This window comes from Paraburkholderia acidipaludis NBRC 101816 (genome assembly GCF_000684975.1).
Taxonomy (GTDB): Bacteria; Pseudomonadota; Gammaproteobacteria; order Burkholderiales; family Burkholderiaceae; genus Paraburkholderia; species Paraburkholderia acidipaludis.
This window is the reverse complement of sequence record NZ_BAXZ01000002.1, coordinates 161,702-182,297: the sequence shown is the minus strand read 5'-3', so window position 1 is coordinate 182,297 and position 20,596 is coordinate 161,702. Positions and strand designations below refer to the sequence as shown.

Sequence of the window (20,596 nt, the reverse complement as noted above, 5' to 3'; positions counted from 1 at the left end):
CAGATCAATTTCGATGGCTGCGAACTCAACCGTCTGCACGAAGAAGCCGTCGCCAACGCTCCGTCCGCCTCGCAGGCCTGGATCAGCCCGGCCCGCCCGCTTCGGGCGTGGCGGCGGCCGCTGCTGCTGCCGTGGCGAGACACTCGGGGCACAGGCAGCGCCCGCGCGGATCCAGCTCGCTCGCGGGCAGCGCCGGCAGCGTGCGGCACCAGCAATCGAACGGTTCGGTATGCCGGCCGCAGTCGAACAGGCGGCCGCAGCGCGGACAGCGGGCGTGTTTCACGTCTGCGGCGGGGGTGGCGGAAGCGGTCATGGCGGCGCGCTCCTCAGGGTGCCGGCCTCGGCGGTAAGGAAATGATGCCACAGCGCGGCCGGGTGGTTCGGGCCGCAGGTTGCGCCGCGGACCGGCCAAAAAATCGGCCGGCGGATCCGCTCATGACAGGCGTATGACGCAGCCGCCGAACCCGCGTCCCGCCGTGTTGCGCGCTGGCCCGCAGGCCCGGCCGAAATCCCTGTTGCGCCGCGCCAGTCCTGTACAATTCGGCCTGTTTCAACCGTTTTCGCCCCGACTCTTCGTCCATTCCCGCCGCCATGTCCGAGCCCCTCGACCTCTCGCAGATCGCCCCCACCCTGAAAGCCGAAATCCTGGCTGAAGCGCTGCCCTATATCCGCCAGTATCACGGCAAGACCGTGGTCATCAAATACGGCGGCAATGCCATGACCGAAGAGCGGCTCAAGCAGGGCTTCGCGCGCGACGTGATCCTGCTCAAGCTCGTGGGCATCAACCCGGTCATCGTGCACGGCGGCGGCCCGCAGATCGACACGGCGCTCAAGAAGATCGGCAAGCAGGGCACCTTCATCCAGGGCATGCGCGTGACCGACGAGGAAACCATGGAAGTCGTCGAGTGGGTGCTCGGCGGCGAGGTGCAGCAGGATATCGTCACGCTCATCAACCACTTCGGCGGGCATGCCGTGGGCCTCACAGGCAAGGACGGCGGCCTGATTCACGCGCGCAAGCTGATGATGCCGGACCGCGACAACCCGGGGCAGTACGTCGACATCGGCCAGGTGGGCGAAGTCGAGGCGATCAACCCGGCCGTGGTGAAGGCGCTCCAGGACGACGCGTTCATTCCGGTGATCTCGCCGATCGGCTTCGGCGAAGACGGTCTCTCGTACAACATCAACGCCGACCTCGTGGCGGGCAAGCTCGCGGTGGTGCTCAACGCCGAGAAGCTCGTAATGATGACCAACATCCCCGGCGTGATGGACAAGGAAGGCAACCTGCTCACGGACCTCTCGGCCCGCGAGATCGACGCGCTCTTCGAAGACGGCACGATCTCGGGCGGCATGCTGCCGAAGATCTCGTCGGCGCTCGACGCCGCCAAGAGCGGCGTGCGCTCGGTGCACATCATCGACGGCCGCATCGAGCATTCGGTGCTGCTCGAAATCCTGACCGAGCAGCCGTTCGGCACGATGATCCGCTCGCACTGAGCGGCTGCCATACACGGCGGCCGGCATGCCCGGCCGCCGCGCTCCCCTCTTGCCCATGACCGTCTCCCGCCCGCGCCCACGCCGGCCGCAGCGCACCAAAGGCACGCCTCGCTCCGGCGCCCCCGTCTGGCTCTTCGACCTCGACAACACGCTGCACGGCGCCTCGCGCGCGATCTTCCCGGCCATCAATGCGGCGATGACGCAGTACATCATCGACACGCTAGGCGTGAGCCGCGACGTCGCGAACCATCTGCGCACGAGCTACACGCATCGCTACGGCGCGGCGCTGCTCGGCCTCACGCGTCACCACGCGGTCGATCCGCACGACTTCCTGAAGGTCGTTCACACGTTCGACGACCTGCCCGGGATGGTCTACGCCGAGCGCGGCCTCGCCCGCACGCTGCGCGCGCTGCCGGGCCGCAAGTTGTTGCTGACCAACGCCCCCGAGGCCTACGCGCGCGCGGTGCTCGCGGAACTGGGCATCGAGCGCCTCTTCGAACGCGTGATCGCCATCGAGCACATGCGCACGCGCCAGCGCTGGCGCGCCAAGCCCGACCGCGCGATGCTGCGCGAGACGCTGCGCCGCGCGGGAGCGACGCTGGCCAACGCCATCCTGATCGAAGATACGCACGGCCATCTAAAGCGCTACCGGTCGCTCGGCATCCAGACGGTGTGGATCACCGGGCATCTGCCCACGCGCGCGCCGGCGGTGCGCGTGTCGGGCCGCGGCCGACCCCACTATGTCGATCACCGCATTCGTTCGCTAAAATCGCTGAAAACGGGCCTGCAGTCGGGAAGACTGCGGCAGACGGGGTGACGACGTAAGCGCCGGAGCGAAGCGAGTCCGGGGCGAAAAACGAGGGCGACATTCATGCAGCCAACCGAAACGCGTGACGCAGTCGTAACAGCAGACCCACCCGGCGTGGTTCGCCGCGCCGCCCGCCCGAAGCCGGGCGAACGCCGCGTCCACATTCTCCAGACGCTCGCCTCGATGCTCGAAGCGCCGCGCGGCGAAAAGATCACCACGGCGTCGCTGGCTGCGCGAATCGGCGTTTCGGAGGCGGCGCTCTATCGCCACTTCGCAAGCAAGGCCCAGATGTACGAAGGCCTCATCGACTTCATCGAGCAGACGCTCTTCGCGCTCATCAACCAGATCGTCTCCAAGGAGCCGAGCGGCGTGCTCCAGGCGCGCGCCATCGCGCTCATGCTCATCAACTTCTCCACCAAGAACGCCGGCATGACGCGCGTGCTGACCTGCGAGGCGCTCGTGGGCGAGCACGAACGGCTCGCCGAGCGCGTGAACCAGATGCTCGACCGCATCGAGGCGTCGCTGCGCCAGTGCCTGCGCGTGAGCGTGGCCGAGCAGGCGCAAAGCGAGGGCGGCACGGCTAACGAAGCCCGGAAAAAATCCGGGTACGATCCTGCGCTACGGGCGAATCTGGTCGTGCGCTACGTGATCGGCTGCTGGCATCGCTATGCGCAAAGCGGCTTCACGCGCTCGCCGAGCGAGCACGCCGAAGAGCAGATTCGCATCATTCTTCAGTAGCCGGCCGGCTCCCAGGGTGCCGGCGCCCTCGCCGGGCGCGTTTTCCGCTATACTTTGCGTTCGTTTTGAAACACCGTCGCGCCGATTTGCTGACTCGATTGCGGGCGCGCGAACCTCTGAGCCAACGCTCGCGGGTTCATTACAAATGCGGCTAAAGAGGTCGTCAGCCGCGCCAATCCTTCGCACTCCGCGCCCCGCCGACACCGTTTAGCCGCCCGAAGACCAAGGCGGAACGAATGGAATCGATCGGCGTCGTCGCTCCACAAACACTGCATTTCGACGAGCCCCTGCAACTGCAGAACGGCATGACTCTCGCCGGTTACGATCTCGTGGTCGAAACCTACGGCACGCTCAATGCCGCGCGCAGCAACGCGGTGCTCGTCTGTCACGCGCTCAATGCCTCGCATCATGTCGCGGGCGTCCATGCGGACGACCCCAGGAACGTGGGCTGGTGGGACAACATGGTCGGGCCGGGCAAGCCGCTCGACACCAACCGCTTCTTCGTGATCGGCGTGAACAACCTCGGCTCGTGCTTCGGCTCGACCGGCCCCATGAGCGTCGACCCGGCCACCGGCCAGCCCTACGGTGCGAAGTTTCCGGTCGTCACCGTCGAAGACTGGGTGGACGCCCAGGCGCGCGTGGCCGACCGCTTCGGCATCGAGAAATTCGCCGCCGTGATGGGCGGCAGCCTTGGCGGCATGCAGGCGCTCGCGTGGAGCCTGCGCTACCCGGACCGGCTCGGGCATTGCATCGTGATCGCCTCCACGCCCAAGCTCTCGGCGCAGAACATCGCGTTCAACGAAGTCGCGCGCTCGGCGATTCTTTCGGACCCCGACTTTCATGGCGGCGACTACTACGCGCACGGCGTGAAGCCGAAGCGCGGCCTGCGCGTGGCGCGCATGATCGGCCACATCACCTATCTCTCCGACGACGACATGGCCGAGAAATTCGGCCGCGCGCTGCGCCGCGCGGAGGGCGCCGTGGACGCCTACAACTTCAACTTCGACGTGGAGTTCGAGGTGGAGTCGTACCTGCGCTACCAGGGCGACAAGTTCGCCGACTACTTCGACGCGAACACGTATCTGCTCATCACGCGCGCGCTCGACTACTTCGATCCGGCGAAGGCTTACGAGGGCGACCTCACGAAGGCGCTCGCGCGCACCAAGGCGAAGTACCTGGTGGCGAGCTTCTCGACCGACTGGCGCTTCGCCCCGGCGCGCTCGCGCGAACTCGTGAAGGCGCTGCTCGACCACAAGCGCCAGGTGACCTACGCGGAGATCGACGCGCCGCACGGCCACGACGCATTCCTGCTCGACGACGCGCGCTATCACGGTGTCATGCGCGCCTATTACGAACGCATTGCCAGCGAGGTGGGCGCATGAACCCGAGCGCTTTCGACAGTCTTTCCGCCCGTCCCGACTTCCGCACCATCGCACGCTGGATCGAGCCGCGCTCGAAGGTGCTCGACCTCGGCTGCGGGGACGGCTCGCTGCTCTCGCTGCTCGGCGAGGAACTGGAATGCACGGGCTACGGCATCGAGATCAACGACGCGGGCGTGCTCGCCTCGGTGGCCAACGGCATCAACGTGATCCAGCAGAATCTGGAAGACGGCCTGCGCCTGTTCGAAGACGCGAGCTTCGACTTCGCGATCCTCTCGCAAACATTGCAGACCATCCACCAGACCGCCGCGATCCTGCGCGAGACGGCGCGCGTGGGCAAGGAATGCATCGTCTCGTTCCCGAACTTCGGCTACTGGCCGCACCGGCTTTCGGTGCTGCGCGGGCGCATGCCGGTGTCGAAGTCGCTGCCTTACCAGTGGCACAACACGCCGAACGTGCGCGTGCTCACGGTGAAGGACTTCGAGGCGCTCGCGCCGGAAGTGGGCATCGAAATTCTCGATCGCGCCGTGCTGCACGGCGGTCAGACCGTGCGATGGGGCGTGAACTGGCGTGGTAGTCTTGCGGTCTATCGCGTGAAGAAAAAATGACGTCGCCCGGCTGACCCCAGGCAGCGGCGGCGCATTTTTCAACCCGGACCCATAAAAACCGCCGCCGCCGCTGACGACGACATGCCGAATCCGCCCCACGAGGCCCCCTCCCGCATCGATCACCTCGCCGCTCACGAAGACCGTCCCGGCTGGCGCGCGTACCTGAACACGCACATGCTGATCTGCGTGTTCCTCGGCTTCACCTCGGGGCTGCCGCTCTTCACGCTCGTCTATCTCGTACAGGCGTGGCTGCGCTCGGAAGGCGTCAATCTGAAAGAGATCGGCCTCTTCGCGCTGATCCAGTTCCCCTACACCTGGAAGTTCGTCTGGGCTCCGCTCATGGACCGCTACGTGCCGCGTCTGCCGGGCTGGCGTCCGGGGCGCCGGCGCGGCTGGATGCTCGTCACGCAGATTCTCGTGGCGGGGGCGATCGCCATGCTCGGCTTCGTTTCGCCGAAGGATTCGATCTGGACCGTGGCCGCGCTCACGACGCTCGTCGCGTTCTTCGGCGCGAGCCAGGACATCGCCATCGACGCTTACCGGCGCGAACTCCTCACGGATACCCAGCAGGGCCTCGGCAACGCCGTCCACGTGAACGCGTACAAGATCGCCGCGCTCGTGCCGGGCTCGCTCGCGCTGATCCTCTCCGACCATCTGCCGTGGAGCACGGTGTTCGTCGTCACGGCGGCGTTCATGATTCCGGGCATGATCATGTCGCTCGTGGTGAGCGAGCCCGAGGTGCACGGCGCGCCGCCGAAGAACCTGAGCGAAGCCATCATCCGGCCGTTCGCCGAGTTCGTGCAGCGCGACGGCTGGACCGGCGCGCTCTTCGTGCTGGCGTTCATCTTTCTCTACAAGCTCGGCGACACGATGGCCACCACGCTCTCGACGTCGTTCTTCCTCGACATCGGCTACACGCGCACCGAGATCGGCGTGATCGCCAAGATGACGGCGTTCGGCGCGAGCCTCGCGGGCGGCATTATCGGCGGCGTGGCGCTCGTGAAGATCGGCATCGGGCGCGGGCTGTGGATCTTCGGCCTCCTTCAGATCGTCTCGACGCTCGGCTTCGCCTGGCTCGCTCAGCTCGGGCCCGGCTCCGCGTCGCTCGCCACGATCTACGACGGCGCGCTCGCCGTGAGCCATGCCGTTGCGCAAGCGGCATCCGCGCTCGGCCTCCAAGCCCACTTCGTGCTCGACCCGCGCGCCGTGGCGCTCGCGCTCGTGTACGGCTTCGAGACCTTCGCGACGGGCCTCACGCTCGCCGCCTTCACCGCCTATATCGCCAGCACCACCGACCCGCGCTATACCGCCACGCAGTTCGCGCTTTTCACGAGCCTCGCCTCGGTCCCGCGCACGCTGGCCTCGGCGGCGAGCGGCTACGTGGTCGCGAAAATCGGCTGGTTTGATTACTTCATCGTATGCACGGCTTTAGCTGTACCGGGTATGCTCCTGCTCGTTCGTATCGCCCCGTGGAGAATCCGGACGTGATCCCGTCCCAGCCTGCCGTCCCCGACTGGTTTCCGAGACCGCGCGCGCGCCGTGCGCGCTGGAGCGCCGTGCATGCGCGCTCGCTCGCACTGGCGCTCGCGGCGCTGGCGACCTGGCACGCTCCGTGGGCGCTTGCCGAGAACACCGCGCCAGCGGTGCCGCCCGCCGCTCCGGCCACGCCTTCGGGAGCCGCATCCGGGGCCGAGCCGTCTGCTCAGGGCCAGCTGCAAGGCGCCCAGGCCGAAGGCAGCGCAAGCGCCGCGCAAGAGGCGTCGAGCGCCGCCGCGCAAAACGCGAGCCGCGAAGTTCGCCTTGGCCAGAGCGCCCTGTTTCGCAACCTGATTCCTTCGCCGGCGCTGGAGGCTCAGGCCGCCGCCGAGTATGCCGAGATCGTGCGCGGCGCCGCGCATTCAGACAGGCTCTACCCCGACACCGATCCGCGCGTGCAGCGCGTGCGCCAGTTCGTCGACCGTCTCGCGCCCTACGCGCAGAAGTGGAGCGACCGGGTGAAGAACTGGAAATGGGAAGTGGCAGTGATCCGCTCGCCGGATATCCGCATGTACTGTCTGCCGGGCGGCAAGATCGTGGTGTACAGCGGCCTGCTCGACCGCGTGAAGCTCAACGACAACGAGTTCGGCATGCTGCTCGGCCACGAGATCGCGCACGCGGTGCGCGAGCACTTGCGCGAGCGCCTCGGCGAACAGCAGGAAGGGCAAATTGCGGCCGGCACGGTGCCGCAGTTGTTCGGGCTCGCGGACCTGGGGGTGTTTCCGCTCGGCATCGGCTCGCAGCTCTACGAGATGCACTACGGCAACGCCGACGAAACCGAAGCCGACGTGATCGGCAGCGACATCGCCTCCCGCGCGGGCTTCGACCCGCGCGCGGCCGTCACGCTGTGGGACAAGCTGGCCCTCGCGACGAAAAGCGACCACGACGATGGCTTCATCTACGTCCATCCGTACACGCCGGCGCGGCGCGCGGACATCATCAAGCGCCTGCCCGACATGCTGCCGCTCTACGCCAAGGCGATCGGCAAGCCGCTCGACGAACTGCCCGACTACGCGGGCATCGCCGTGCCGCAGCGGCGCAAGGTGGCGGCGCCCTGAAGCATAGGCGCCGCCCTTGCCCGAGATTTCGAGTATCGGTGCGCTAGCTCAACAGGGGCAGGCGCGATGCCAGGCGATACAGCACGCTTCAAGGCTAGCATGGTTCCATTCGGCGGCAAGGTGCCCAAGGGCAGGCCGCGCGTGGCAAACCATATGAGCAGCTGATATATACTTGTGAAACGAGACATCGCAATTGACACGCTGCTTGATCTCAATGACTCGATCCTCGATCAGGGGAATGGATACTGGATCAAGCTTGAGGCATGGCGGGTCGATGTGTCAGCTGAGATTCCTCACGGCATCAGATATTCGCTCACATTGCACGAGCCCTATGGGAATCGCATTCTCGGCTACGACAATGCGCATGCGGTCAAGCTGCCGAAGAAGTTCAAATACGCGGGTCGTGTTCTTGCATACGACCACAAGCACCGGCATGCCTCCGACAAAGGAATGCCATATGAATTCAGGGACGCACAGCAACTGCTGAACGATTTCTTCGCAGATGTAGATCGTGTCCTGTCCACAATGAGGAAGCGATGAGGTCCATCGTGATTGGCATCATGTCGCAAGAGAAAATTCGTGCGCGTGTACTGGCGATCGCACGTGGCGAATACAAGCCGAAGCCGGGCGAACCAAAGATCTGGTTCACTTCGATGAAGTCGCTAGCTGAAGTTCTAAGTGACGACAACCGCGCCTTGCTGCACGTCATCACCGAGACGAAACCCCAGTCGATTGCCGAACTGGCCGAGGCAACGGGGCGCAAGCCGAGCAACCTCTCTCGTACCCTCAGAACAATGTCTAACTACGGTATTGTCGATCTGAAGCGCGAGAAAAATTTCGTCCGACCAGTAGCCAAGGCAACAGAGTTTCGCATTGTGGCGGCCTGAGGCCGAGGCTCCATCTGCCGCCGACGCTGCTATCAACCCTTCGCCTTCCAGTCGTAGTCGATGGTGAGCGGAGCGTGGTCGCTGAACTTGATGTCCCTGAAGATCGACGTGCGCTTCGCGGTGGCCGCAATGCCGGGCGTGGCGATCTCGTAGTCGATACGCCACCCCACGTTCTTCGCGTAGGCCTGGCCGCGGTTGCTCCACCACGTGTACTGCTCGGCGCGCGAGTCGAGCGTGCGGAACACGTCCACGTAGCCCACTTCGTCGAACAGCTTCGTGAGCCACGCGCGCTCTTCGGGCAGGCAGCCTGAGTTCTTCTGGTTGCCCTTCCAGTTCTTGATGTCGATTTCCTTGTGGACGATGTTCACGTCGCCGCACACGACCACCTCGCGCCCGGCGCCCTTGAGTTCTGCCAGATGCGGCATGAACTCGTCCATGAAGCGGTATTTCGCCTCCTGGCGTTCCTCGCCGCTCGACCCCGACGGCACGTACACCGAAACGATCGAGAGCTTGCCGAAGCGCGCCTCGACGTAGCGCCCCTCGGGATCGAACTCCTCGCTGCCGAAGCCGATGATCACTTCGTCGGGCTCATGGCGCGTATAGAGGCCCGCGCCGCTGTAGCCCTTCTTCACGGCGTGCTGGAAATAACCCTTGAAATCGTGCGGCGCAAGGAATTCGGGCGTCATGTCGTCCTGCGAGCACTTGATTTCCTGCACGCACAGCACGTCGGCCTTCTGCTCTCCGAACCATTCGAAGAAGCCTTTCTTCGCCGCCGAGCGGATGCCGTTGAGGTTGGCGGTAATCACACGCAGCATGTTTGTTTCCTTATGGTTTCGGCCCGATATCGGCCAGGTCCAGGCCAGATGCTGACCTATTCGATCGTGAGGCCCTTCAGTTCCGGCTTCGCGGGCGGATAGTCGAGCTTGAGGCTTTCCATGAGACGCAGCAGCAGTTCGGCCACCATCAGGTTGCGATGCGACTTCGAGTCCGCCGGAATCACGTACCACGGCGCCTGCTCAGTCGAGGTGGCCGCGAGCGCGTCGCGGTAGGCGGCCTGATACGCGTCCCAGTGCTTGCGCGCCTCGAGGTCGGAGACGTCGAACTTCCAGTGCTTGCCCGGATCGTCGATGCGCGCCTGGATGCGGCTCTTCTGCTCGTCCTTCGAGATATGCAGCAGACACTTGATGATGGTCGTGCCCGTTTCCGCGAGCATGGCCTCGAAATCGCGAATCTGGCGAAAGCGCCGCTCGCATTCGGCTTCGTCGATCTGGCCCATCACGCGCGGCACCAGCACGTCTTCGTAGTGGCTGCGGTTGAAGATGGCGAGCTCGCCCGCGGCCGGCACCTGCAGATGCACGCGCCACAGAAAGTCGCGCGAGAGCTCGATGGGCGTGGGCGCGCGAAATGCCACGATGCGCAGGCCGAGCGGATCGACTTCGTGGAACACGCCGCGTATCGTGCCGTCCTTGCCGCTCGTGTCCATGCCCTGCAGCACGAGCAGCACGCGCTGGTGACGCTGCGCGTGCAGGCGCTCCTGCTGCACGTCGATCTTCGAGCCGATCTCGGCCAGCCGGTCGCGATCACCTTCCTTGCTGCCCCTGGAGAACGGCTTGGCCGCCGGATCGATCGCGTCGAGCGAAAACGTCTCCGCCTTCTTGTCGCCGAAATACGGCACGCGGTAATCGTCGAGACTCGGGAATTTCGCCATGCGGGGTTCTCCTGTTCTTATGCCGGACGCCTTATGCCAGACGTCTCGCGCGGGCGACGCCTCAAACGGCAGGGCGGCGCTGCGCAGTCCACAGACCCGCAGCGCCGCCCCGTCGAAGCCAGCCATGGATGAGCAAACGAACGCTCAGGATAGCTTTTTCTTCAGCAGCTCGTTCACCTGCTGCGGGTTGGCCTTGCCCTTCGTGGCCTTCATCGCCTGGCCGATCAGCGCGTTGAACGCCTTTTCCTTGCCCGCGCGGTACTCTTCCACCGACTTCGGGTTCGCGGCCAGCACCTCGTCGATGATCGCTTCGAGCGCGCCCGTGTCCGAGATCTGCTTGAGGCCCTTCGCGTCGATGATGCGGTCGGCGGCGTCCGCGCCCTCGACCTTCTCGTCCCACATCGCGAGGAACACTTCCTTCGCGATCTTGTTCGAGATCGTGCCGTCGGCGATGCGCTGCAGCAGGAGCGCGAACTGTTCGGCCGTAACCGGCGAGGCGTCGATCTCGAGGCCTTCGCGGTTCAGTTGCGACGAGACTTCGCCCATCAGCCAGTTCGCGGCCGCCTTCGCCTGCGTTTTGTCCGGATTGGCACCCGTTTTGGCGACGACGGCCTCGAAATACGCGGCCATCGCCTTGCTCGACGTGAGCACGCCCGCATCGTAAGGCGTCACGCCGTACTGCTCCACGAAGCGCGTCTGCATCGTCGCGGGCAGTTCGGGCATCTCGCCCTTCACGCGCTCGACCCACGCCGCGTCGATCACGAGCGGCATCAGGTCCGGGTCGGGGAAGTAGCGGTAATCGTGCGCGTCTTCCTTGCTGCGCATCGAGCGCGTCTCGCGCTTGTCCGGATCGTAGAGGCGCGTTTCCTGCACCACCGTGCCGCCGTCCTCGATCAGCTCGATCTGGCGGCGCACTTCGTACTGGATCGCCTCTTCGAGGAAGCGGAACGAGTTCAGGTTCTTGATCTCGGCGCGCGTGCCGAATTCCTTCTGGCCGACCGGACGCACGGAGACGTTCGCGTCGCAGCGGAACGAGCCTTCCTGCATGTTGCCGTCGCAGATGCCGAGCCAGACCACGAGCGTGTGCAGCGACTTTGCGTAAGCAACCGCCTCCGCCGCGCTGCGCATTTCAGGTTCCGTAACGATTTCGAGCAGCGGCGTGCCCGCGCGGTTCAGGTCGATGCCCGTCATGCCCGCGAAGTCTTCGTGCAGCGACTTGCCGGCGTCTTCTTCCAGGTGCGCGCGCGTGAGATTGATGGTCTTCTCGTAGGCTTCCTTGCCTGCCTTCTCGTTGGCCGGCACCTGGATCGTGATCTGGCCGCCCTGCACGACCGGAATCTCGTACTGGCTGATCTGGTAGCCCTTCGGCAGATCCGGGTAGAAGTAGTTCTTGCGCGCGAAGATGCTGCGCGGCGCCACCGTTGCGCCGATCGCGAGGCCGAAGCAGATCGCGCGCTCCACGGCGCCGCGGTTCATCACCGGCAGCACGCCCGGCAGCGCGAGATCGACGGGGCAGGCCTGGGTGTTAGGAGCCGCGCCGAACTGCGTCGATGCGCCCGAAAAGATCTTCGACGCCGTCGACAGCTGCGTGTGCGTCTCCAGACCGATTACGACTTCCCATTGCGTTGTTGCCATGTTCACACCCCTGCCGGCGCCTTGCGATGCCAGTCGGTCGCGCGCTGGAAGGCGTCGGCGACCTGCAGCATGCGGGCCTCGTTGAAATAGTTGCCGACGATCTGCAGACCGACCGGCCGTTGCGCGTTCGCGCCCGCGCCGAAGCCGCACGGCACGCTCATGCCAGGCAGGCCCGCGAGGCTCGTCGAGAGCGTGTAGATGTCCGCGAGGTACATCTGCAGCGGATCGTCGCCCTTCGCGCCGATGTCCCAGGCCACGCTCGGCGCAACCGGCCCCATGATGACGTCGCACTGCTTGAACGCCTCCTGGAAGTCCTGCGCGATGATGCGGCGGATCTTCTGCGCCTGCAGGTAATAGGCGTCGTAGTAGCCGTGCGAAAGCACGTACGTGCCCACCAGAATGCGGCGCTTCACCTCGGGGCCGAAGCCCTCGGCGCGCGACTTCTTGTACATGTCGAGCAGGTCGCGGTACTCGGCCGCGCGGTGGCCGTAGCGCACGCCGTCGAAGCGCGAGAGGTTCGACGAGGCTTCCGCCGGGGCGATCACGTAGTACACGGGGATCGACAACTCGGTCTTCGGCAGCGTCACCTCCACGAGCGTCGCGCCGAGCGACTCGTAGACCTTCAGCGCCGCGTCGATGGCCGCACGCACGTCGTCGGCGAGACCTGCGCCGAAGTACTCCTTCGGCAGGCCGATGCGCAGGCCGGCGAGCGGCTTGCCGGCCGGGGCGCCGGCGCTCCACACCTCGCCCAGATGGCGCGCGTAGTCCTCGTGATCGTGGGTGAGGCTCGTCGAGTCGCGCTCGTCGAAGCCCGCCATCGCGTTGAGCAGCAGGCCGCAGTCGGCGGCGCTCTGTGCGAACGGCCCCCCCTGGTCGAGCGACGAGGCGAACGCGATCATGCCGTAGCGCGACACGCGGCCGTAGGTCGGCTTGATGCCGGTGACGCCCGAAAACGACGCGGGCTGACGGATCGAGCCGCCCGTGTCCGTGCCGGTCGCGGCGGGCGCGAGGCGCGCCGCCACGGCCGCGGCCGAGCCGCCCGACGAACCGCCCGGCACCGCCTTGCGGTCCCACGGGTTCTGCACGGCGCCGAAATGCGAGTTCTCGTTGGACGAGCCCATCGCGAATTCGTCCATATTGGTCTTGCCGACGCACACCATGCCTGCGCGCTCAAGGCGCTCGACGACAGTCGCGTCGAACGGGCTCACGTAGTTCTCGAGCATCTTCGAGCCGGCCGTCGAACGCCAGCCGCGCGTGACGAACACGTCCTTGTGCGCGATCGGCAGGCCGAGCAGCGGGCCGTTTTCGCCGGCCGCAAGGCGCGCATCGGCGGCCTTTGCCTGCGCAAGCGTCAATTCCGGGTTGACATCGACGAAAGCGTTCAACTCTTGATGTGCGTCAATCCGACCGAGATAGAGCTGCGCCAGTTCGACGGCGGAGCACTCCTTGGCAGCCAGCGCGGCGCGCAGTTCGGTCAAGCTTTTTTCATGCATTGCGTGGTTCCTGGAAGAACGAAGGCGGCGAATTCGGGATTGCCGGACCGCCGTCCGGGGCGCCGGATCAGGCCGCGCCCCGCGGGAAACGGGAGCCGCCGCAGCGCCTTGTCCGGCAGACGACAGACGGCCGGATAAGGCGGCGACAGCAATAAAACGAACGCTTACTCGATCACGCGCGGCACGAGGTACAGGCCGTCCTGCACCGCCGGCGCCGGGCGCTGGAAGGCTTCGCGGTCGACCGTCTCGGTCACGGCGTCCGCGCGCAGGCGCAGCGCCACGTCCTCGATCTGCTCGATCGGGTGCGCGAGCGGAGCGATGCCGGCCGTGTCCACGGCCTGCATCTGCTCGACGAGACCGAAAAAATCGTTCAGGCGTGCGAGCGTATTGCCGGCTTCGGCGTCGGCCAGTTCGAGGCGCGCGAGGTGCGCGATGCGCTTCACATCGTTCAGGGTCAGGGCCATGCGGTCACCGGGAAAAATGGCGGTTGCTCTGGCCGTTGCGGCAGTGCGGAAAAAACGGTGCTGCAACAGCGGTTTATCGCGACGGATCCGGCTTTCGAGGAAAGCTTCGGCCGTGTCAAAAAGTGGCTTTCGGATCGTGCAAAACAGGCAAAATTATAAGGTATCATTACGCGTTCGACCCAAACCCGGACCGCCTTGCGCCTGCCTTTCGTCACCGATCAAGGCACTTTGCGGCCTGAAGTCACACTAAGGGGCACATAAGGCACGAGCGAAGCGCAAGCGGCGCACCCTCAGCCAGGCTGCCTCCGGTAACCATTCCCGCAGTGTCAGGTTTCCAGAAGGTTCCAAGCGGCGCGCTTCGCGCCGGCCTCACGCTGTTATTTTTTCCGCTGCCGCCCTCGCCCATTGTCGCGAAGGTCGGCCACAAGCGAGACAGGATTTTTGAATGTTCGGTTTTCTGCGTAGCTACTTCTCCAACGACCTGGCGATCGACCTCGGCACGGCCAACACGCTGATCTACATGCGCGGCAAGGGCATCGTGCTCGACGAGCCGTCGGTCGTCTCGATCCGCCAGGAAGGCGGCCCGAACGGCAAGAAGACCATTCAGGCAGTCGGCAAGGAAGCCAAGCAGATGCTCGGCAAGGTGCCGGGCAATATCGAGGCGATCCGCCCGATGAAAGACGGCGTGATCGCCGACTTCACGGTGACCGAGCAGATGATCAAGCAGTTCATCAAGACCGCTCACGAATCGCGCATGTTCTCGCCGTCGCCGCGCATCATCATCTGCGTGCCGTGCGGCTCCACCCAGGTCGAGCGCCGCGCGATCAAGGAAGCCGCGCACGGCGCCGGCGCCTCGCAGGTCTACCTGATCGAAGAACCGATGGCCGCCGCGATCGGCGCGGGCCTGCCGGTGTCGGAAGCCACGGGCTCGATGGTCGTCGACATCGGCGGCGGCACGACCGAAGTGGGCGTGATCTCGCTCGGCGGCATCGTCTACAAGGGCTCGGTGCGCGTGGGCGGCGACAAGTTCGACGAAGCCATCGTCAACTACATCCGCCGCAACTACGGCATGCTGATCGGCGAGCAAACCGCCGAAGCCATTAAAAAGGAAATCGGCTCGGCGTTCCCGGGCTCCGAAGTCAAGGAAATGGAAGTGAAGGGCCGCAACCTTTCCGAAGGCATCCCGCGCAGCTTCACGATCTCCAGCAACGAAATTCTCGAAGCGCTCACCGACCCGCTGAACCAGATCGTCTCGTCGGTGAAGATCGCGCTGGAGCAGACGCCGCCGGAACTCGGCGCCGACATCGCCGAGCGCGGCATGATGCTCACGGGCGGCGGCGCGCTGCTGCGCGACCTCGACCGCCTGCTCGCGGAAGAAACCGGCCTGCCGGTGCTCGTCGCCGAAGACCCGCTTACCTGCGTGGTGCGCGGGTCGGGCATGGCGCTCGAGCGCATGGACAAGCTCGGCAGCATCTTCTCCTACGAGTAAGCGCCGCGCGTACCATGCAATCGGCGCGGCGCACCCTGTCGAGACGGCTGAAAGGCCGCCTCGCGCCACGCTGACAGGCGCCCCTTGAGGCGCCGCCGTTTCACTCTTTCGCACACGCCCCCGGCGCCGACCATGGAATACAGTCCGCCGCCCCTCTTCAAGCAAGGCCCTTCGGCACTCGCACGACTGATCTTTTTCGTCGTGCTGTCGCTCGCCCTGCTGTTCTCCGACGCCCGCTTCAAGACGCTGGAAATCGTGCGAGGCGTGCTGGGAGCAGGCCTCTATCCGCTGCAGCGCGCGGCCCTCGTGCCGCGCGATCTCTTTATGGGCGCCGCCGACCTCGCCGTCACGAGCGCCACGCTGCGCGCCGACAACGCCAAGCTGCACGCGCGCAATCTGCAGCTCTCGCAGCAGGCCAACGAAGCCGCGTCGCTCGCCGCCGAAAACACGCACCTGCGCGCGCTGCTGCAGCTCTCGCAGCGCATCGGCGCGCAGACCACGCCCGCCGAGATCCAGTACGACACGCGCGACCCGTTCACGCAGAAGGTGGTGATCGGCGGCGGCTCGCAACAGGGCATCCAGAACGGCGCGCCGGTGGTGAGCGAGGACGGCGTGGTGGGCCAGGTCACGCGCGTGTTCCCGATGCAGTCGGAGGTCACGCTGCTCACCGACAAGGATCAGGCGGTGCCGGTGGAGATCGTCCGCACGGGCCTGCGCAGCGTGATCTACGGCACGCCGCAGGGCGCGCTGCTCGATTTGCGCTTCGTGCCGATCAGCGCCGACGTGCAGGCCGGCGACGAACTCGTGACGAGCGGCCTCGACGGCGTGTATCCGCAAGGGCTGCCGGTGGCGAAGGTGCTGCGCGTGGACAAGCAGGCCGATACGGCGTTCGCGCGCGTGGTGTGCGTGCCGGTCGCCGCCGTGCGCGGTGCGCGCGAGGTGCTGGTGCTGCATGTCACGCAGCAGGTGCCGCCGAATCCGGTGGAAGCGGCGGAGGCTGCCGAGGCCGCATCCGAAGCCGCGGCCAAGGACCTGAAAAAGAAGAAGCCGGCCAAGGGCGCGGACAAGAAGGCCGACGACAAACCGAAGGCCGCGGCGGCTAAACCGGTTGCGAATGCACCGGCCGCACCGGCGGGCGCATCGACAAACGCCACGACCCGCGCACATGCGAGCGCGCCCGCGAAGCCTCAAGCGCAGGGGGCTCACTGATGCCGCGTCCGCAATACATCCTCCAGCCGGTCAACCCGTACTTCATCGCGTTCAGCCTCGCCGCCGCGTTCCTGCTGAACCTGCTGCCGTGGGGCAAGCTGCCGGGCGTGCCCGATTTCGTCGCGCTCGTGCTGCTGTTCTGGAACATCCACCAGCCTCGCAAGGTGGGCATGGGCCTCGCGTTCTGCCTCGGCCTGTTGATGGACGTGCATAACGCGAACCTGCTCGGCGAGCATGCGCTCGCCTACACCCTGCTCTCGTACGGGGCGATCACGATCCACCGGCGCGTGCTGTGGATGTCGATCGGCGTGCAGATGTTCGCCGTGATGCCCATGCTGGTCGGCGCGCAGTTCGTGCCGTTCGTGATCCGGCTCTTGATGGGCGCCGCGTTCCCGGGCTGGGACTATCTCGTGAGCGGTTTCGTCGCCGCCGTGCTCTGGCCCGTGACGAGCCTCCTGCTGCTGCTGCCGCAGCGCCGCCCCGTCGATCCCGACGACACGCGGCCCATCTGAGCGGGCCGTCACCGCATGACCGAATTCAAGGACACCCAGCAGCAGATCACGAAATTCCGCCTGCGCGTTGCGGCGGCGGGGCTGTTCGTGTTCGTCTGCTTCGGGCTGATCGCCTTCCGCTTCCTGTACCTGCAGGTGTGGAACCACAGCAAGTACTCGCTGCAGGCCGACGAGAACCGCATTTCGGTCGCACCGATCGTGCCCAACCGCGGCATCATCACCGACCGCAACGGCGTCGTGCTGGCGAAGAACTACTCGGCCTATACGCTCGAAATCACGCCCTCGAAGCTGACCGACACGCTCGACAACACGATCGACCAGCTTTCCACGGTGATTCCGATCGACCAGCGCGATCGCCGCCGCTTCAAGAAGCTGCTCGAAGATTCGAAGAACTTCGAGAGCCTGCCGATCCGAACGCGCCTCACCGACGACGAAGTCGCGCGCTTCACGGCGCAGCGCTACCGCTTCCCCGGCGTAGAGGTGCGCGCGCGCCTGTTCCGCTCCTATCCGCTCGGGCCGACGGCCGCGCATGTGATCGGCTATATCGGCCGCATCTCGCAGCGCGACCAGGAAAAGATCGACGCGATGAGCGACCAGAACGACAGCGATCAGGAGCACTACGATCCGCGTCTGGACGCCAACAACTACAAGGGCACCGACTACATCGGCAAGATCGGCGTCGAGCAGAGCTACGAAACCGAGCTGCACGGCCTCACCGGCTTCGAGGAAGTGGAAGTGACGGCGGGCGGCCGCCCCGTGCGCACGCTCTCGCGCACGCAGGCCACGCCCGGCAACAACCTCGTGCTCTCGATCGACATCGGCCTGCAGGAAGTGGCCGAGCAGGCGTTCGCGGGCAAGCGCGGCGCGCTCGTCGCGATCGAGCCTTCGACCGGCGACGTGCTCGCGTTCGTCTCCGCGCCGAGCTTCGACCCGAATTCGTTCGTGGACGGCATCGACCAGCAGACCTGGGACCAGCTCAACAACTCGCCCGACCACCCGCTCCTGAACCGGCCGCTGCACGGCACCTATCCGCCGGGCTCGACCTACAAGCCGTTCATGGCGCTCGCCGCGCTCACGCTGCACAAGCGCACGCCGCAATGGGGCTTCTCCGACCCCGGCTACTACATGTTCGGCGGCCACCGCTTCAACAACGACGTGCGTTCCGGCCAGGGTTGGGTCGACATGAACCGGGCGATCATGGTGTCGAACGACACCTACTTCTTCATGCTCGCGCACGACCTGGGCGTGGACAACATCGCGAACTTCATGAAGCCGCTCGGCTTCGGCCAGATCACCGGCATCGACATCGCGGGCGAGGCGCGCGGCATCCTGCCCTCCACCGAATGGAAGCGCAAGGCGTACCGCAAACCCGAACAGCAGAAGTGGTACGAGGGCGAAACGATCAGCCTCGGCATCGGCCAGGGCTACAACTCGTTCACGATCCTGCAGCTCGCGCATGCCACGGCCACGCTGGCCGACAACGGTATCCTCATGAAGCCTCACCTCGTGAAGGAAATCGAGAATCCGATCACGCACGACGAACGCCTGACGGTGCCGCACGAAAGCGGGCGCCTGAACGTCTCGCAGGCCGATATCGACGTCGTGAAGCGCGGCATGGAAGGCGTGACGATGAACCCGTCGGGCACCGCGTACCAGATCTTCGCCAACGCGCCCTATACCTCGGCGGGCAAGACCGGCACGGCCCAGGTGTTCTCGCTGCAGGGCGGCAAGTACCAGGCGCACGCGCTCGCCGAAAATCTGCGCGACCATGCGCTCTTCATCGCCTTCGCGCCGGCCGACAAGCCGCAGATCGCCGTCGCGCTGATCGTCGAAAACGGCGGCTGGGGTGCGCAGGCCGCCGGTCCGATCGCGCGCCGCGTGCTCGATTACTACCTCGTCGACCGGCTGAAGCCCGGCGCGTTGCAGACCGAAGTGGCCGCCGCGAAGGCAGCGGCGCAGAACGCCTCGTCGCCCGTGATCGGCGCCTCCGAACCGGCTTCCGACGCGCAGCCGGTCGAGGTCGCCACCGGCTTCACGGCGTTGCCCATTCCGGGCGCGGCTTCGGCAGCCGCCGCGGCATCCGCCGCTGCTGCGGCGTCCGCGGCATCCGGTTCTGCGGCGCCGGCGGGCGCGGCTTCAGGGGCAACGTCAGGAGCAACTTCAGGCGCGACTTCGAGCGCTGCCACGGCCGCCGCCGGCGCCTCTTCCCCTGCCGCGCGCGCAGCGGGCCCGGGAGCCGCCAGCGGCGCCGAAGCGGCCTCCGCTACGCGCCGCAACGCACCGCATCGCCCGCGCCGTCCGGCGAGCGCCCCCGATGCCACGCTCGCCGCGCCGCCGCGCGACGACACCCAGCCGGCACCGCCGAAGCCCGCCACCGGCGGCATCGACGAGTAAGGAGTACGCCATGCCCTTTCTTCAGTTCGACAAGATCGACAAGCGCGCGGTACTCGACACGATCCGCAAGATGTTCATCGGCTTCGACGGGCCGCTCGCCCTCACCGTGTTCCTGCTGATGTGCGTGGGCATCGTGACGCTCTATAGCGCGACCCTCGACATGCCGGGCCGTGTCGAGGACCAGCTGCGCAACATCATGCTGACCTTCGTGCTCATGTGGGCGCTCGCGAACGTGCCGCCCACCACGCTGATGCGCTTCGCCGTGCCGATCTACACGTTCGGGATTGCGCTGCTGATAGCGGTCGCGCTCTTCGGGCTCACGCGCAAGGGTGCGAAACGCTGGATCAACGTGGGCGTCGTCATCCAGCCCTCGGAGATTCTCAAGATCGCCACGCCGCTCATGCTCGCCTGGTACTACCAGCGGCGCGAAGGCGTGATGCGCTGGTACGACTTCGTCGTCGGCTTTGTCATCCTGCTCGTGCCCGTGGGCCTGATCGCCAAGCAGCCCGACCTCGGCACGGCGGTGCTCGTGTTCGCGGCGGGCCTCTTCGTGATCTATTTCGCGGGGCTCTCGTTCAAGCTGATCGTGCCCGTGCTGGTGGCATGCGTGATTGCGGTGGCGTCGATCGCCGCGTTCCAGGACAAGATCTGCCAGCCTCAGGTGAACTGGCCGCTGATGCACGACTACCAGAAGCACCGCATCTGCACGCTGCTCGACCCCACCTCCGATCCGCTCGGCAAAGGCTTCCACACCATTCAGGCCGTGATCGCGATCGGCTCGGGCGGACCGCTCGGCAAGGGCTGGCTCAAGGGCACGCAGTCGCACCTCGAATTCATCCCCGAAAAGCACACCGACTTCATCTTCGCGGTGTTCTCGGAGGAATTCGGCATGGCGGGCGGCCTCGTGCTGCTCACGCTCTACATGTGTCTGATCGCGCGCGGGCTCTATATCGCCGCGAACGGCGCGACGCTGTTCGGGCGATTACTGGCCGGCTCGCTGACCATGGCCTTTTTCACCTACGCGTTCGTCAACATCGGGATGGTGAGCGGCATCCTGCCCGTGGTAGGCGTGCCGCTGCCGTTCATGAGCTATGGCGGCACCGCGCTCACGACGCTCGGCGTCGCGATCGGGCTCATCATGAGCGTCGGCCGCCAGAAGCGCTTGATGCAGAGCTGAGCTTCGCGCC

General features: G+C 66.0%; 20 protein-coding genes. 14 read left to right on the top strand and 6 right to left on the bottom strand.

Going from position 1 to position 20,596, the window contains the following annotated elements; all coding sequences use genetic code 11:
* Window positions 1-82: 82 nt before the first annotated feature.
* On the bottom strand, window positions 83-313 hold the full coding sequence (locus BAC01S_RS01895; RefSeq protein ID WP_027793237.1) for a cysteine-rich CWC family protein: 231 nt from the start codon (window positions 311-313) through the stop codon (window positions 83-85).
* Between the two features lie 278 nt (window positions 314-591).
* Here BAC01S_RS01895 and argB point away from each other — a divergent pair, with 278 nt between their 5' ends.
* The 9 genes from argB (at window position 592) to BAC01S_RS01850 (ending at window position 8,505) form a co-directional block, all read left to right on the top strand.
* A complete protein-coding gene (argB, locus tag BAC01S_RS01890; RefSeq protein ID WP_027793236.1) occupies window positions 592-1,491 on the top strand; it encodes an acetylglutamate kinase in 900 nt (299 codons plus the stop codon).
* 25 nt (window positions 1,492-1,516) lie between these two features.
* Entirely contained in the window at window positions 1,517-2,308 is a 792-nt protein-coding gene (locus tag BAC01S_RS01885) for a pyrimidine 5'-nucleotidase (protein WP_027793235.1), read from the top strand.
* 54 nt (window positions 2,309-2,362) lie between these two features.
* Window positions 2,363-3,037, top strand: coding sequence for a nucleoid occlusion factor SlmA (gene slmA / locus BAC01S_RS01880; RefSeq protein ID WP_027793234.1), 675 nt, complete (start codon window positions 2,363-2,365; stop codon window positions 3,035-3,037).
* Between the two features lie 236 nt (window positions 3,038-3,273).
* Window positions 3,274-4,419 (top strand): homoserine O-succinyltransferase MetX, encoded by a 1,146-nt coding sequence (gene metX / locus BAC01S_RS01875; protein WP_027793233.1) that lies wholly within the window; start codon window positions 3,274-3,276, stop codon window positions 4,417-4,419.
* The gene (gene metW, locus BAC01S_RS01870) at window positions 4,416-5,024 is read left to right on the top strand and encodes a methionine biosynthesis protein MetW (RefSeq protein ID WP_027793232.1); all 609 of its coding nucleotides are present in this window, start codon (window positions 4,416-4,418) and stop codon (window positions 5,022-5,024) included. The genes metX and metW overlap by 4 nt, the downstream gene beginning before the upstream one ends.
* An 81-nt stretch (window positions 5,025-5,105) precedes the next feature.
* Window positions 5,106-6,512 (top strand): AmpG family muropeptide MFS transporter, encoded by a 1,407-nt coding sequence (locus BAC01S_RS01865; RefSeq protein ID WP_027793231.1) that lies wholly within the window; start codon window positions 5,106-5,108, stop codon window positions 6,510-6,512.
* Complete coding sequence (locus BAC01S_RS30035; RefSeq protein WP_245616475.1) at window positions 6,509-7,618, top strand: M48 family metallopeptidase; 1,110 nt, start codon at window positions 6,509-6,511, stop codon at window positions 7,616-7,618. The genes BAC01S_RS01865 and BAC01S_RS30035 overlap by 4 nt, the downstream gene beginning before the upstream one ends.
* Before the next feature lie 174 nt (window positions 7,619-7,792).
* Entirely contained in the window at window positions 7,793-8,158 is a 366-nt protein-coding gene (locus BAC01S_RS01855) for a toxin-antitoxin system TumE family protein (RefSeq protein ID WP_027793230.1), read from the top strand.
* On the top strand, window positions 8,155-8,505 hold the full coding sequence (locus BAC01S_RS01850; RefSeq protein WP_027793229.1) for an HVO_A0114 family putative DNA-binding protein: 351 nt from the start codon (window positions 8,155-8,157) through the stop codon (window positions 8,503-8,505). The genes BAC01S_RS01855 and BAC01S_RS01850 overlap by 4 nt, the downstream gene beginning before the upstream one ends.
* Before the next feature lie 32 nt (window positions 8,506-8,537).
* Here BAC01S_RS01850 and BAC01S_RS01845 read toward each other — a convergent pair whose 3' ends face one another.
* From BAC01S_RS01845 to gatC, 5 genes are all read right to left on the bottom strand, one after another.
* On the bottom strand, window positions 8,538-9,320 hold the full coding sequence (locus tag BAC01S_RS01845; RefSeq protein ID WP_027793228.1) for an exodeoxyribonuclease III: 783 nt from the start codon (window positions 9,318-9,320) through the stop codon (window positions 8,538-8,540).
* A gap of 56 nt (window positions 9,321-9,376) precedes the next feature.
* Window positions 9,377-10,213 carry a polyphosphate kinase 2 family protein gene (locus BAC01S_RS01840; protein WP_027793227.1) on the bottom strand — a complete coding sequence of 279 codons (837 nt, stop codon included), beginning with the start codon at window positions 10,211-10,213 and terminating at the stop codon, window positions 9,377-9,379.
* A 144-nt stretch (window positions 10,214-10,357) separates the two neighbouring features.
* Entirely contained in the window at window positions 10,358-11,848 is a 1,491-nt protein-coding gene (gene gatB, locus BAC01S_RS01835) for an Asp-tRNA(Asn)/Glu-tRNA(Gln) amidotransferase subunit GatB (RefSeq protein WP_043200814.1), read from the bottom strand.
* 2 nt (window positions 11,849-11,850) lie between these two features.
* Window positions 11,851-13,341, bottom strand: a complete 1,491-nt coding sequence (gene gatA / locus BAC01S_RS01830; protein WP_027793225.1) for an Asp-tRNA(Asn)/Glu-tRNA(Gln) amidotransferase subunit GatA — start codon at window positions 13,339-13,341, stop codon at window positions 11,851-11,853.
* A 164-nt stretch (window positions 13,342-13,505) separates the two neighbouring features.
* Window positions 13,506-13,805, bottom strand: coding sequence for an Asp-tRNA(Asn)/Glu-tRNA(Gln) amidotransferase subunit GatC (gatC, locus tag BAC01S_RS01825; protein ID WP_027793224.1), 300 nt, complete (start codon window positions 13,803-13,805; stop codon window positions 13,506-13,508).
* Window positions 13,806-14,250: 445 nt separating this feature from the next.
* Between gatC and BAC01S_RS01820 the strand changes: the two genes are divergently transcribed.
* The 5 genes from BAC01S_RS01820 (at window position 14,251) to rodA (ending at window position 20,586) form a co-directional block, all read left to right on the top strand.
* Window positions 14,251-15,294, top strand: a complete 1,044-nt coding sequence (locus BAC01S_RS01820; RefSeq protein WP_004189550.1) for a rod shape-determining protein — start codon at window positions 14,251-14,253, stop codon at window positions 15,292-15,294.
* Window positions 15,295-15,426: 132 nt separating this feature from the next.
* Entirely contained in the window at window positions 15,427-16,503 is a 1,077-nt protein-coding gene (gene mreC, locus BAC01S_RS01815; protein WP_027793223.1) for a rod shape-determining protein MreC, read from the top strand.
* On the top strand, window positions 16,503-17,015 hold the full coding sequence (mreD, locus tag BAC01S_RS01810) for a rod shape-determining protein MreD (RefSeq protein ID WP_027793222.1): 513 nt from the start codon (window positions 16,503-16,505) through the stop codon (window positions 17,013-17,015). The genes mreC and mreD overlap by 1 nt, the downstream gene beginning before the upstream one ends.
* Window positions 17,016-17,030: 15 nt before the next feature.
* Window positions 17,031-19,409: a penicillin-binding protein 2 gene (gene mrdA, locus BAC01S_RS01805; RefSeq protein WP_027793221.1), complete on the top strand. Its 2,379-nt coding sequence runs from the start codon at window positions 17,031-17,033 to the stop codon at window positions 19,407-19,409.
* 10 nt (window positions 19,410-19,419) lie between these two features.
* The gene (gene rodA / locus BAC01S_RS01800; RefSeq protein ID WP_027793220.1) at window positions 19,420-20,586 is read left to right on the top strand and encodes a rod shape-determining protein RodA; all 1,167 of its coding nucleotides are present in this window, start codon (window positions 19,420-19,422) and stop codon (window positions 20,584-20,586) included.
* Window positions 20,587-20,596 lie beyond the last annotated feature (10 nt).